At 64.7% G+C, this 13,439-nt stretch carries 13 protein-coding genes; 7 read left to right on the top strand and 6 right to left on the bottom strand.

Features of this window, described 5'->3' with window-relative positions:
* Nucleotides 1-127 precede the first annotated feature (127 nt).
* On the bottom strand, nt 128-802 hold the full coding sequence (gene mtrA / locus ACIPV6_RS04935) for an MtrAB system response regulator MtrA (protein ID WP_347107889.1): 675 nt from the start codon (nt 800-802) through the stop codon (nt 128-130).
* Between the two features lie 223 nt (nt 803-1,025).
* Between mtrA and ACIPV6_RS04930 the strand changes: the two genes are divergently transcribed.
* From ACIPV6_RS04930 to ACIPV6_RS04905, 6 genes are all read left to right on the top strand, one after another.
* A complete protein-coding gene (locus ACIPV6_RS04930; RefSeq protein ID WP_400269793.1) occupies nt 1,026-2,321 on the top strand; it encodes a glycerophosphoryl diester phosphodiesterase membrane domain-containing protein in 1,296 nt (431 codons plus the stop codon).
* Entirely contained in the window at nt 2,318-2,998 is a 681-nt protein-coding gene (locus ACIPV6_RS04925; RefSeq protein ID WP_400269792.1) for a DUF4129 domain-containing protein, read from the top strand. Before ACIPV6_RS04930 ends, ACIPV6_RS04925 begins: the two co-directional genes overlap by 4 nt.
* Nucleotides 2,995-4,197 carry a DUF4350 domain-containing protein gene (locus ACIPV6_RS04920; protein ID WP_400269791.1) on the top strand — a complete coding sequence of 401 codons (1,203 nt, stop codon included), beginning with the start codon at nt 2,995-2,997 and terminating at the stop codon, nt 4,195-4,197. Before ACIPV6_RS04925 ends, ACIPV6_RS04920 begins: the two co-directional genes overlap by 4 nt.
* Before the next feature lie 77 nt (nt 4,198-4,274).
* Nucleotides 4,275-5,279 (top strand): AAA family ATPase, encoded by a 1,005-nt coding sequence (locus ACIPV6_RS04915; protein ID WP_400269864.1) that lies wholly within the window; start codon nt 4,275-4,277, stop codon nt 5,277-5,279.
* A gap of 52 nt (nt 5,280-5,331) precedes the next feature.
* Nucleotides 5,332-6,624, top strand: coding sequence for a DUF58 domain-containing protein (locus ACIPV6_RS04910; RefSeq protein ID WP_400269790.1), 1,293 nt, complete (start codon nt 5,332-5,334; stop codon nt 6,622-6,624).
* A gap of 15 nt (nt 6,625-6,639) precedes the next feature.
* Nucleotides 6,640-7,350, top strand: coding sequence for a DUF4166 domain-containing protein (locus ACIPV6_RS04905; RefSeq protein ID WP_400269789.1), 711 nt, complete (start codon nt 6,640-6,642; stop codon nt 7,348-7,350).
* Here the strand turns inward: ACIPV6_RS04905 and ACIPV6_RS04900 are convergent.
* Both ACIPV6_RS04900 and ACIPV6_RS04895 read right to left on the bottom strand, forming a co-directional pair.
* Entirely contained in the window at nt 7,347-8,375 is a 1,029-nt protein-coding gene (locus ACIPV6_RS04900; RefSeq protein WP_400269788.1) for a hypothetical protein, read from the bottom strand. The two genes, ACIPV6_RS04905 and ACIPV6_RS04900, sit on opposite strands and share 4 nt — an antisense overlap.
* A gap of 2 nt (nt 8,376-8,377) precedes the next feature.
* Nucleotides 8,378-8,767, bottom strand: coding sequence for a chorismate mutase (locus tag ACIPV6_RS04895; RefSeq protein WP_400269787.1), 390 nt, complete (start codon nt 8,765-8,767; stop codon nt 8,378-8,380).
* 148 nt (nt 8,768-8,915) lie between these two features.
* Here ACIPV6_RS04895 and ACIPV6_RS04890 point away from each other — a divergent pair, with 148 nt between their 5' ends.
* Complete coding sequence (locus tag ACIPV6_RS04890; protein WP_400269786.1) at nt 8,916-9,572, top strand: NADPH-dependent F420 reductase; 657 nt, start codon at nt 8,916-8,918, stop codon at nt 9,570-9,572.
* A 2-nt stretch (nt 9,573-9,574) separates the two neighbouring features.
* Here ACIPV6_RS04890 and ACIPV6_RS04885 read toward each other — a convergent pair whose 3' ends face one another.
* From ACIPV6_RS04885 to ACIPV6_RS04875, 3 genes are read right to left on the bottom strand one after another with little or no spacing between them, the layout of a single operon-like run.
* Complete coding sequence (locus ACIPV6_RS04885; RefSeq protein WP_400269785.1) at nt 9,575-11,281, bottom strand: ABC transporter ATP-binding protein; 1,707 nt, start codon at nt 11,279-11,281, stop codon at nt 9,575-9,577.
* The gene (locus tag ACIPV6_RS04880; protein WP_400269784.1) at nt 11,278-12,258 is read right to left on the bottom strand and encodes an ABC transporter permease; all 981 of its coding nucleotides are present in this window, start codon (nt 12,256-12,258) and stop codon (nt 11,278-11,280) included. Before ACIPV6_RS04880 ends, ACIPV6_RS04885 begins: the two co-directional genes overlap by 4 nt.
* Nucleotides 12,259-12,260: 2 nt before the next feature.
* Complete coding sequence (locus tag ACIPV6_RS04875; protein ID WP_400269783.1) at nt 12,261-13,352, bottom strand: ABC transporter permease; 1,092 nt, start codon at nt 13,350-13,352, stop codon at nt 12,261-12,263.
* Between the last annotated feature and the right edge of the window lie 87 nt (nt 13,353-13,439).

The following is a 13,439-nucleotide window of genomic DNA, read 5'->3' as shown; positions in this document are numbered from 1 at the left end:
GCGGCGGGAGCCGGGGCCCGTTGGTTGTTCAGGCGTTTCCCCAGGGCTCGCCAAAGGTGCCCCGGTGGTTTCCGGGGCTGAGGGTCCGCGCTTGGCCCCGGCCGTTTCGGCGTCGCCGGCGGGTGAGTCAGGAACCTGCTTTATATCCGACACCACGCACCGTCAAGACAACCTCGGGCGCTTCCGGATCACGCTCAATCTTGGAACGCAAACGCTGGACATGGACGTTCACCAAGCGGGTGTCGGCAGCGTGCCTGTATCCCCATACCTGTTCGAGGAGCAACTCCCGGGTGAAGACCTGCCACGGTTTACGGGCCAGGGCCACCAAAAGGTCGAATTCAAGGGGGGTCAGCGATATCCGCTCCCCGCCACGGGTTACCAGGTGGCCCGCCACGTCAATCGTGACGTCGGCGATGCGCAAGGTCTCCGGCGCCTTCTGTTCTCCCGGACGAAGTCGGGCACGGACGCGGGCAACGAGCTCAGCGGGCTTGAAGGGTTTCGGCACGTAGTCGTCTGCGCCCGATTCCAAACCACGGACGACATCCGACGTGTCAGACTTCGCGGTGAGCATCACGATGGGAACATCCGACTCGCCCCGGATCTGGCGGCACACTTCGATTCCGTCCGAACCGGGAAGCATGAGGTCGAGGAGGACGAGGTCCGGCTTGGACGAACGGAAGACGTCGAGGGCTTGGCCGCCGTCTGCGCAGAACACGGGCTCGAAGCCGTCATTGCGCAGGACGATGCCAATCATTTCTGCGAGCGCTTCGTCGTCGTCTACTACCAGAATGCGTGCCTTCATAGTTATATGTTCCCTTATCGACAACCCTTTGTCCTGTTGGCGGGGGCGCACGGCATGGCGTCCCCCAGGAGCACTTCCACCGTACTGCACTGGCCGTAGCCCCTCTTGCCTGCGGGGAATCGAGCGAATGCTAGGAGTGATGGCAAAGGGATTATAGGCTGGGTGCCAGGTCCGTTTGGGGGACGTCGATGGTCGGCGGTCGGGGCCTCATGGGGAGGAACTCGTGACACAACCAGAGCATGGCCAGCCGCCGCAGGCCGGCGGACAGGCAGGGTGGGGAAGCCAACCGCAATGGGGCGGCCAACAGCAGTGGCCGGCACCTCCCGGGCACGGTCCTTGGCAGGGCCAGCCACCCAACGGAATGCCCGGCGGCCAGCCCCAGCCATACGGCCAGCCGTACGGTCCACAGCACGGCCAGCCTTACGGCCAACCACTGTACGTCGCTCCGCCCAAACCCGGGGTCATTCCCCTGCGGCCCTTGCAGTTCGGCGAGTTCTTTGACGGTGCCTTCCAGACCATCCGCCGGAATGCCGCATCGATGGTGGGCTCGGCCCTTATTGTGCAGGCAGCCAGCGGGATCCTTGGCGGCGTCCTGACCGTGGCAGTGCTGCCGGCCCTGGAGTCACTGCAATCCGTGAACCGGCGCGCAGACCTCGACGACTTCCTGGGTCCGGTCATCGGCTTTATTGCTGCCATTATGGGCGTTGCCATCCTCGCCGCCCTCCTCGGCTCGGTATTGCAAGGAGTCTTCGCCGTGCCGGTCCTGCGCTCAGTGTTGAACCGGCGGACTGGCTTCCGTCAGATGTGGAAACTTGCGGCGCGGCGGATCTGGCCGCTGCTCGGCGTGGCGGCGCTCCTCACCTTTGTGGGCCTCTTGGCTGTTGCCGCAGTTGTGGGAGTAGCCGTGCTCCTGGTGATGGCCATGGGGCCTGCAGGAATCGCCTTGGCAATCCCGTTGTGGATCGGCGGACTGATCCTGTTTGTCTGGATTGGCCTGAAGCTCATGTTCGCTCCTGCCGCCATCGTGGTGGAACGGGTGGGCGTCTATGACGGCCTGCTGCGGTCCTGGCAATTGACCAAGAACAGTTGGTGGCGCATCCTCGGCATCACCCTTGTAGTGAGCATCATGGTTGGTGTCATTGGCAACGTGGTCCAGATCCCGGTGAACCTGGCAACCGAAGGCGTTGGAACGGTGTTCTCCCCACACCCGGATGCTGCCTCCATGAGTTCAAATTTCCTGGTGGCCACCATCATTTCCACCATCATCGCCGTCCTTGTCGGTTCGGTGACCTTCGCCTTCCAGACGTCGGTCACCGCGCTGATCTATGTGGATCTCCGGATGCGGCGTGAGGGCCTCGATGTGGAACTGATGCGCTTGATGGAGACGGGCGCGGACCCTGACGGCGTACCGGGTGGGCCTCTGGCCCGTCATACCGGTACGCAGCCGCACAGCGGTTCGTGGCCTGTTCCGGGTTCACCGACGCCGGATGCCCCCTATGGGCCACGGCCTCCGGTATGACAGGACTTCTGACGCTGGCCGTCGCGCAAGAACCGCCCGTGGCGCCGGACCGGGACGAAGCCCGGCGATGGGCTGCAGAAGAGCTCAGCAAGAGCAAGTATGCAGAAGCGCGTCCCAGTTGGCTGGACCAAGCATGGCGTGACTTCCTTGACTGGCTCAACTCCCTGGGAGGCGACGGCACCCCAGGCGGAAATGATGTGGCCGTCCCCCTCATCATCACCCTCGCCGTGGTGCTCATTGTGGTGGCCGTTGTCCTGGTCCGTCCACGCCTGAACGCACACCGCAAGGCGCCCGCTTCCGGAATGTTCGGCAATGAGCCCGTAATCGGCGCGTCCGCGTACAGGCAACGCGCCGCAACTGCCGCCAAGGACGGCAACTGGCGGGCCGCCGTCGTCGATCAATTCCGCGCCCTGGTGCGCGCCGCGGAAGAACGCGACGTCCTCGAGTCGCGGGCAGGCAGGACTGCCGATGAAGCTGCCGCCCACCTGGGCGGGTCATTCGGAGCCGTCCGCCATCGCCTGGCTGACGCCGCCAGCGTTTTTGACGCAGTCCTGTATGGCGGCCAAGCGGCGCGGGAGCAGGACTTTGAGGCCCTTCGACAACTGGACGCCGAACTGCAAGGCATGTCCCCCACCTACGCTGCCCCTGCCGGCAATGGATTGGCTGTGCCGCGATGACGCTTATCGAGACGTCCGCCGGCCCATCGGCGCCGGATGTACGCACCAACGAGGGGCCCGGCACCACCCAAGGCAGCTGGTTGCGGAAGAACGTGAAGTGGGTGGCGCTCGCCGTCCTGTTTGCCGCGCTGGTGACGTTCCTCGTGGTGCAGCAGCAAGCGCCCAAAACCGACTCGCGGCCATTGTCGGCAAACAACCCTGGACCGGAGGGCGCCATGGCCTTGGCCGAGCTCCTGGGCCAGCACGGAGTCCGTGTCACCAGCACCGGCTCCCTTGCCACAACGTTGGGCGCTGTTGAGGACAATCCGGAGTCCACTGTGCTGGTCTACGACCCGCGTGGTTTCCTGGGCCGGGAACAACTCACGGAGTTACGGGACTCAGACGCCGCCAAAGTGGTTGCGGTGTCACCACGGCTGGGGACCGTGCGCGGACTCGATGCACAGATCCAGGCAAGCGGCGTGGTTCCCGATTCCACCAACGTACTGGCTCCCTCCTGCAGGCAGGCCGATGCGACAGCAGCAGGCAACGTCGCCGCCACGGGCACCGTCTACACGGCCCCGGTCACGTGCTACACCACCCGTGCCGGGGGCCCAGGGCTCTACGCGGCCTCGGCCACGGGCAAGGTAGTGGTGCTCGGAAGCACGGATCTGCTCAACAACGCCCACCTCGCCGAGGAGGGCCACGCCGCGCTCTCGCTCCGCACGCTGGGCTCCACCGGTCACGTCGTCTGGTACCTGCCTGGCGTCGTCGATCTGGAAGCCGACGGTTCCACACCCACCCTCAATGATTTGGCACCACCCTGGCTGGCAGTCGGGGGTCCCTGGCTTGCCCTCGTGGCGGTACTGGCCATCGCATGGCGGGGACGCCGGCTGGGTCCCCTGGTCCACGAGCCCCTGCCCGTGGTAGTGAAAGCGGCTGAAACAGCGGAAGGGCGGGCCCGGCTCTATCAGGATTCCCGGGCCGTGCAGCGGGCCGCTGACAATATCCGGGCCGGGACGCTGTGGAGGTTGGCCAGGTACTTCAACCTCGGTGCGGAAGCCACACCGGACGCCGTCATTGAGGCTTTGGAACGACGCTTTGGAAAACCTGTTCCGGAGCTCCGTTTCACCTTGCTCAACGCAGAGCCCCAGACTGAAGGACACCTCGTGCAATGGGCACAACACATGGAACGAATCGAACAGGAGGCGACAGCCCAATGAGCAACCAGCCAGGCAGCTACACGGAAAGCGCCGAGCGATACTCCGGCACTGCGGCGCCGGAAGCCGGCCACTCCGGAATGGATGCCGCATCCGCCGATCGTCACGGTGGCCACGCTGCGGCCAATGGCGCCGGAGACCCGGCCCGGCAGTCGCTCCTGAACGTCAGGAACGAGGTAGGCAAGGCCGTGGTGGGCCAGGACCCCACGGTGACGGGAATGCTTATCGCCTTATTGTGTGGCGGCCACGTCCTCCTTGAAGGAGTCCCGGGTGTAGCGAAGACGTTGCTGGTGCGGGCGTTGTCCACCGCATTGAGCCTGGATACCAAGCGTGTGCAGTTCACCCCGGACCTCATGCCCGGCGACGTCACAGGTTCCTTGGTCTATGACGCCCATTCCTCGGAGTTCTCTTTCCGGGAAGGTCCTGTCTTTACCAATATCCTGCTGGCTGATGAAATCAACCGGACGCCGCCCAAGACCCAGGCCTCGCTGCTGGAGGCGATGGAGGAGCGGCAGGTTTCCGTTGACGGTGTGTCGCGGCCCCTTCCTGAACCCTTCATTGTGGCTGCAACCCAGAACCCCGTGGAGTACGAGGGCACGTATCCGTTGCCCGAGGCCCAACTGGACCGTTTCCTCCTGAAGCTCACCATGCCCTTGCCGGGCAGGGCAGAGGAGATCGAGGTGATCCGCCGCCACGCCGCAGGTTTCGATCCCCGGAACCTCGCCGCAGCGGGCGTGCGGCCGGTTGCCGGCGCCGCTGAACTCTCGCAGGCACGCCAGGCTGTGGCCCAGGTTTCCGCTGCACCGGAAGTCCTTGCCTACATCGTGGACGTGGTCCGGGCAACGCGGTCTGCACCCTCTTTCCAGCTCGGCGTTTCCCCTCGCGGGGCCACCGCTTTGCTCAACACCTCAAAAGCGTGGGCTTGGTTGTCCGGGCGATCGTTCGTGACTCCGGACGATGTCAAGGCACTGTCCCTCCCGTGCCTCCGGCATCGTGTGGGACTGCGCCCGGAAGCCCAGATGGACGGTATCAACGTTGATGACGTGCTGGGCAGCATCCTGGCTTCCGTTCCGGTTCCCCGGTGATCCAGCTTCCGGCCCGGCACAAGGCCCCTGCGGTGCCACCAAGGAGTCCCGGATGGCCGTAACGGGTCGCTTCGTCCTTCTGGCCTTCGCTGCGTTGGCCCCGGTTGTGCTGTTCCCGGCCTGGTCAACCGTGCTTGTGGTCATCGCTGCCTTGCTTGTGCTCGTCGTCGTTGACGTGGCATTGGCAGCTTCCCCGGCCAAAACCGTGCTCGAGCGTATCCAACCGGCGAACGTCACCCTGGAGAACCACGTGGAATCGGTGGTTATTATCACCAATCCAGGTCGCCGAAAGCTCCGCGCATTGGTCCGTGATGCATGGCAACCCTCCGCCGGCGCGGTCAACGCCGTCCAGAACCTGGTGGTTCCTGCGGGCGAACGCCGACGGATGAACGTCACGCTGGTCCCCCGGCGGCGGGGCGAGCTCGCTGCACCGCACCTGACCATCCGTTCCCTTGGGCCATTTCGGCTCGCCGCCCGCCAGCGGACCCGGCAGCTGCCCGGCCTCGTCCGGGTCCTTCCGCCGTTCCATTCCAAACGGCACCTGCCCTCCAAGCTGCGGAAGCTCCGTGAGCTCGATGGCAGGGCGGCTGTCCAGATCCGTGGTGCCGGCACGGAATTCGACTCCCTCCGGGACTATGTCCGCGGGGACGATGTCCGTTCCATCGATTGGCGCGCCACGGCCAGGCGCAGCTCCGTTGTTGTCCGCACGTGGCGGCCGGAGCGGGACCGCCGCGTGGTGATTGTGCTGGATACGTCCCGGACGGCCGCCGCACGGATCGAGGACGAGACGCGGTTGGACACGGGCATCGAAGCTTCCCTGCTTTTGGCGGTCCTCGCTGAACGCGGCGGGGACCGCGTGGATTTCCTCGCCTACGACAGGCGGCTCCGCGCACGGGTGGAATCGGCGTCGAAGGGAAACCTCCTGGGACACCTCGTCCAGGCCATGGCACCGCTGGATGCGGAACTGATCGAACTCGATTGGCAGCAGATCCCGGGCCAGGTACGGGCCGTTTCGGCCCACCGCTCCCTGGTGGTCCTGTTGACCGCGCTCGACGGCGGCGCCCCCGAAGAGGGCCTGCTCCCCTTGGTTGCCCAGCTGGCTACCCAACACGTGGTTGTTGTGGCGTCGGTCCGCGACCCCGTGCTTGCAACGATGAAGGAAGAACGTTCGACAGCCAGCCAGGTCTTCCGCGCGGCGGCCGCCGAACGGGCCCTGCTGGAACGGGCAGCCGTCACGGCGCAGCTCCGTCAGTTGGGGGCAGAAGTAGTGGACGCGGATCCACAAGACCTGCCTCCCCACCTCGCAGATACCTACATCCGGCTCAAAGCTGCCGGACGCCTCTAGGAAGGACTCCACGCCATGGGCGATGCCATCTACCAACTGGCTCTTCGCGGCGACTTCGACCGCCTGCAGCCGGAAGTCCGCGACTACTTTTCCCTCGCTGCCGGCTCCGGCACGTACGGCATCGGCCAAGGAGTGTTCGATGTGGTGGGCTGCCGGCAGAAGTGGCTGCGCCCCTTGCTTGCACTGACGGCCAACGAGGAAGCCTTCTTTCCCGAGTACGGCGAGGGCATTCCCTTCCGGATCGAAAACCACGCGCATGTGGACCCTTTTGGCCGGCCAGCCCTGACGGCGCGGCGCGAGATCCATTTCCCTTCCGGTACCCGGCTGTTCCACGACACAACCAGCGCCGTCACGGGTCTGTCAGGGCACCCTGACAGGCTCGTGGACCATCTGGGCCGCTACCGGCGCCTCGTCACTGACTTGGAGGTCAGTGTCACTCCGGAAGGAAGGTTGCGTGGCGTTTCGAAGGCCAGCCGGCTCTTCCTGGGTCCGCTTCGGGTTCCCCTGCCGGACGCCCTCGACGCCCGCGCCTATGCCGAGCAATGGTGGGATGAAGCAGAGGGCAAACACCGGATCCAGGTAAAGGTGATCCAGCCACAGGTAGGTTTGGTCCTCGTGTACGCCGGCCGCTTCGACTACCGGCTGGTCCCCTACCTTCCGGGGAGTGCTCCCGGAACGGGCCTGCCCCGCTACGCAGAGCCTGACCGGTGGGAGGAACGGATCTAGCCCTGGGCCAACTGGTCCAGTCCGTCCGCGACGTGTGTCAGCTTGGTCAGTACTGCCTTTGCCTCGGCGGGCTTCAGGTTCTCGAGGCCCGTCGCCGGAGTTACCCGGAGTCCGGACAACGCCGACGCCGGCAGGCCCACCTGCCGCCATGGCCGCCAGATGCGTTCCACGATGTCCGCGGTCCGTGGCAAGGAAGGACCATCGGTGGGCAGTGCGCCCGCCCACACCCGCTTGCCGGATTCCACGGCCGCGGCCAATTGCTCCCACTGGCGTGTGGTCAAGGCCTTCAGGGGCACGGCGACACCGTCCGCTCCCGCTGACAGGATGCGTTCGATCGGCGCTTCGATCTCCGGTACCGAAATAACGGTTTCGACGACGCCGGCCTCCTTGAGTGCGTCGAGCACCAGCCGCCACGCTGAGCTGACCTCGTCACCGGCGATCGACCGCAAGGTCCGGTAACCGCTCGCCGTCGGAATGGTTCCACCCATCACTGCAGCTATGGCAGGTTCATCCAGTTGGACAACAATGCCGGCCCCGGGGACCGCTGCGCGGATCTTCTGCACGTGATCGGCAACCCCGGCAGCCAAGGACCCGGCAATGTCACGACGCGCACCGTAGTCCAGGAGCGCCCGCTCGCCGCTGTGCAAATACAGTTCCGAGGCCAAGGTGAGTGGTCCCACCAACTGGACCTTCACTTCCGTGGCCGAAACGTCTTCTGCTCCTGCCACGTCGGCAAGGACATTGATGTCCGATGCCAGGGCCGACCGGGCCCGCAGGTGGTCCTTTCCGGGCCTGTCCACCAGCCGCCAGCCATGCGGTTGGACGTCGATGGCCAAATCCACCAACAGGCTGCCGGTCCGGGCTACGGCGTCGGAACCGACACCGCGGCCGGGCAGTTCGGGGAGAAAGGGAAGGTGGGGCTCCCCCAACTCCCCACGGATGGTTCGGAGGGCCTCCGCAGCGTCGCTGCCCGGCCACGGGCCAAGAGCCGTGGCACTGGCCCGCAAAGGTTGCGTATCCGCCACGCCTACGCCTGCTGGCTGGAGATCTGGTGGTTCTCGGCGATCGCCTCATGGTGCCGGATGACTTCGCTGATGATGAAATTCAGGAATTTCTCGGCGAAGGCGGGATCCAGGTGGGCGTCCTCGGCGAGGCGCCGCAACCGCGCGATCTGTGCCGCCTCCCGGCCCGGGTCCCCGGCAGGAAGCTTGTGGGTGGCTTTGAGGACGCCGACCTTTTGGGTGGCCTTGAAACGCTCGGCCAGCAGGAACACCAGCGTGGCATCGATGTTGTCGATGCTGGACCGGATGGACAGCAATTCCTCCATGATTCCCCGGTCCACCTGGCCGGACAGGGAACTCGCTGCCGGGTCGAAGGATTCGGCGTCATCGGGAAGGGCGTTGCTCTGCTCGGTCATGCCTCCCAGTCTATGGTGTGCGGCCGGTGGCTCCGTTGTTGTTACCTCGCGCCGAAGCCTCACCGGGATGGCGGGAAGGGCAGTGTTGCCGCCACGCAATCGGGTGCAGAATGGGCTCCATCACCTGCGGATCGGCAAAGGAGCTTCCATGAAGATCGCCGTTTTGGGAACGGGAATGGTGGGGCACGCCCTCGCCGGAAAGTTGGTGTCCTTGGGCCACGAGGTCACCATGGGTTCCCGCGAACCGGGGAATCCCAAAGGCCTCGCCTGGGCGGAAGAGGCCGGAGACCTCGGGCATGCGGGATCCTTCTCGCAGGCCGCAGCCGGCGCCGAATTGATTGTCAATGCCACCCCCGGAGCGGTGAGCCTTGCGGCGCTGGCCGAGGCAGGCGAAGCAAACCTGGACGGCAAGGTCCTCCTGGACGTTTCCAACGGCCTGGACAACTCCAACGGCTTTCCGCCAACGCTGACGGTGTGCAATACGGACAGCATCGCCGAAACCATCCAACGCACCTATCCCGGCGTGCGCGTGGTCAAGTCCCTGAATACGGTCAGTGCTCCGGTGATGGTGGAGCCCGGGCGGCTGCCGGGAGCGCACCACATCTTCATGGCCGGCAACGACTCCGGGGCGAAAGCCACAGTTTCCGCATTGCTGCAGGACTTTGGTTGGCCGCAGGAACACATCCGGGACCTTGGCGGACTGGATGCCGCCCGCGGGATGGAGATGTGGCTTCCCTTGTGGCTGCGCATCTTCATGCAGCAGCCACAAGGGAAGATGTTCAACATCGGGATTGTGTCCGAGTAGCTTCAGCCGCCCAACAGCGCCCGGTGTGCCTCCCGCCGTCGTGCTTGTTCTTCAGGGTCCGGTACCGGCAGCGAGGCGATCAGCCGCTTGGTGTAGTCGTGCTGCGGCGCGCCCATGACGTGGTTGCCGATGCCCTGCTCCACGAGCTTGCCCTTGTACAACACACCCACCCAGTGCGAGAGCATGTCCACCACGGCGAGGTCGTGGCTGATGAACAGCGCGGCGAAACCGTACTCTTCCTGGATGTCCTTGAAGAGGTCCAGGACTTTGGCCTGTACGGAAACGTCAAGCGCGGAGGTCGGTTCGTCGGCAATCAGGAGCCGGGGGCTCAGTGCCAGCGACCTCGCCAGTGAAGCGCGCTGCCGCTGCCCACCGGACAGCTCATGCGGGTAGCGTTGCGCGTACGACGCCGGCAACTGGACTGACTCGAGCAGCTCGCCTACCCGTTTCCGCGCCTGTGCTGCGCTCGGCTTGGTATGGATGAGGAGCGGTTCGGCAACGCACTCACCGATGGTGAGGTGCGGGTTGAAGGAAGCTGCCGGATCCTGGAACACGAAGCCGATGTCCTTGCGCAGCGGGCGGAACGTCCGCTCCTTGAAGTCCAGCATCTCGTAACCGAGGACTTTCAAGCTGCCACCGGTCGCCCTGGTCAAACCGGCGATCGCGCGGCCAATAGTGGATTTGCCGGACCCCGATTCACCCACCAGGCCGAAGACCTCATTTTCGGACACTGTGAAGCTCACGTCGTCCACGGCCTTGAAACCGTGGCGGCCAAAACGGCCAGGGTATTCAATGGTGAGGTTCTTGGCTTCCACCAGCACTTTTCCGTCCTGGTGGAGGCGGGCCCGGGCCCCTTCGGACGCCGAGTTGCGGCCCAAATGGGGAACAGCGGCGAGCAGCTTCCGGGTGTACTCCTCACGGGGTTCGGCGAACAACACACGTGATGGAGCCTCCTCCACCACATCACCCTGGTACATCACCACCACACGGTCCGCGAGGTCCGCCACCACGCCCATGTTGTGGGTGATCAGCACGATCGACGTTCCGTAGTTGTCCCGCAGCTCACGCAGGAGCTGGAGGATTTCGGCCTGCACCGTCACGTCCAAGGCGGTAGTGGGCTCGTCCGCCACAATGAGCCCCGGGTTCAACGCCAACGCGGCGGCGATGACGACGCGTTGCTTTTGGCCACCGGAAAACTGGTGCGGGTAGTAGTCAACCCGCGCTTCCGGATCCGGGATACCCACCTTCCGGAGGGCCTCGGTGGCGCGCGCCTTGGCTTCCTTGGCGGAGACGCGATGCCCGTCTTTGGCGTGGGCGCGGATGCCCTCGGCAATCTGCCATCCTACCGTGAAGACGGGGTTCAGGGCCGTTGACGGTTCCTGGAAAACCATGGCAACGTCCCGGCCGCGGATCTTCCGCAGGGCCGGCTTTCCGAGACTGATCACGTTGTTGCCCTTGATCACCACGGCGCCGGAACTGATGGCGGTCTCCGGCAGCAGGCCAAGAATTGTCTTCGCCGTGACGGTCTTGCCCGATCCCGACTCCCCTACGATGGCCACCACCTCGCCGGCCTTCACGTCGAGGCTGACGTCCTTGACTGCGTGGACGTCCCCGGCATCGGTAGCGAAGGTAACTTGGAGCTGCTCGATCGCCAGGACCGGCTCCGAGGCACCGCCCTGGTCCGCAATGTTTCCGAGGTTGGTGGTCATGGCTTACCTGCTTCTACCGGCGCCGGGGAGGTTCCACCGGCGCGTTTGCGACCCCGGATCCGCGGGTCGTTGAGGTCATTGATGCTCTCTCCAACCAAGGTCAGGCCGAGGACAGTGAGGACTATGGCTATGCCGGGGAAGACACCGGTCCACCAGATGCCGGAGGATGTATCCGCCAGTGCCTTGTTCAGGTCGAAGCCCCACTCGGCAGCGGACGTGGGCTCAATGCCGAAGCCGAGGAAGCCCAGCCCCGCCAAGGTCAGGATGGCTTCCGAGGCGTTGAGGGTGAACATGAGCGGCAAAGTCCTGGTGGCGTTCTTGAAGATGTGGCGCCCGATGATGCGGATGCTGGAAGCACCCAGGACCTTGGCCGATTCCACAAAAGGCTCGGCCTTGAGGCGGATGGTTTCTGCGCGGATCACACGGAAATACTGTGGAACGAAGACCACGGTGATGGAGAACGCACAGGAAAAGATGCCGCCCCAAAAGCTGGATTGCCCCCGGCTGATCACAATGGAGATGACGATGGCCAGCAGCAAAGTGGGGAAGGCATAGATGGCGTCGGCCACCACTACCAGGATGCGGTCAAGCCAGCCGCCGAAGTAGCCGCTGAGCAGGCCCAGGGCCACACCCAGGAACAGGGACATGGCCACGGAAACCACAATCACGGTCACGGCCGTCTGCGAGCCCCAGAGAACCCGCGAAAGGACGTCATAGCCGCCGACGGTGGTGCCCAGGAGGTGCTTCGCGCTGGGCGCCTGCTGGGTGGGGAACGATCCCGAAGCATCGCTGAGCTGGGAGTATCCGTACGGTGCCAAAAGCGGCGCCAGGATGCTCGTCAGAAGGAACAGTCCGCTCAGGACCACGCCCGTGACGAGCATGCCCCGTTGGAGCCCCACGCTCTTCTTCAGGTGGGACACCACGGGAAGCCGGGAGGAAAGGGGCTGCTTGGGTGCAGCCAGTTCAGGAGTAGCCATGGTCAGTACCTCACTCGGGGGTCGATGAGCGCGGCAATGATGTCCACGATGAAGTTGGTGACAGCCACAATGACCGCGAGGAGCACCACGATGCCTTGGACGGCCACGAAGTCACGGGCGTTCAAGTATTGCACCAGTTGGTACCCCAGCCCTTTCCATTCGAACGTCGTCTCCGTCAGGATGGCACCGCCCAGCATGAGCGCGATTTGGAGTCCCATGACGGTAATGATGGGGATGAGCGCGGGCTTGTAGGCGTGCTTGGTCACCAGCCGGAATTCGCTCACGCCGCGGGAACGGCCCGCCTCGACGTAGTCCTTGCCCAGTGTCCCAATGACGTTGGTCCGCACGAGGCGAAGGAAGACGCCGGCAGTGAGCAGGCCAAGGGCAACGGCCGGAAGGACGGCGTGGGAGGCAACGTCGCCGAAGGCCGTGAAGTTGCCGCTGCGCAAGGCATCCAGCCAGTAGATTCCCGACGGCGCCGACAAGTTGCTCATGGCCAGTTCCGTGCGCGTGGACGCCCGCCCCGCCACGGGGAACCAGCCGAGCCACACGGAAAAGGTCAGCTTCAAGAGGAGTCCCGAGAAGAACACGGGTGTTGCGTAGCAGAGAATGGCAAAGAGCCTCAGGAAGGCATCCGAGGTCTTGTCCCGGTACTGGGCGGCAACCAGGCCCAGCGGGATACCTACCGCGAGCGCCACGATCAGTGCGTTGATGCTCAGTTCCAGGGTTGCGGCTCCGAAGGTGAACAGCACCTCCACCACCGGCCGGCGGTCCGTGATGGTTGTTCCAAAATTACCTGTGAGCAATTGGCCAAGATATTCGAAGTACTGGACCAGGACAGGGCGGTCGTAGCCGGCATCGTGGATCCGCTGCGCCAGGACATCGGGAGGCAATCGTCCGCCTTGCGCTGCGGTGATCGGGTCGCCGATGACCCGCATCAGGAAGAAGACCAGGGTCACCAGGATGAAGACCGTGGGGATGATCAGGAAGAACCTGACCACGATGTACCTGCCGAGCCCTCCCCCGGACTTGGTCTTGTTTTTCGGAGCCACGATGCCGGGTTCGGCGTCGGGCACATCTATGAGAGTTGTCATGTGTTACCTGCGTTTCCTGCCCGTGGATTGCGCGGGACTGGCTCGTGCGTACTGACGACGATGAGTCAGCAAAGGAGGCGGGACACC

The organism is Paenarthrobacter sp. NPDC089988, assembly GCF_044748465.1.
GTDB lineage: Bacteria > Actinomycetota > Actinomycetes > Actinomycetales > Micrococcaceae > Arthrobacter.
This window is presented reverse-complemented; position numbering and strand designations above follow the sequence as displayed.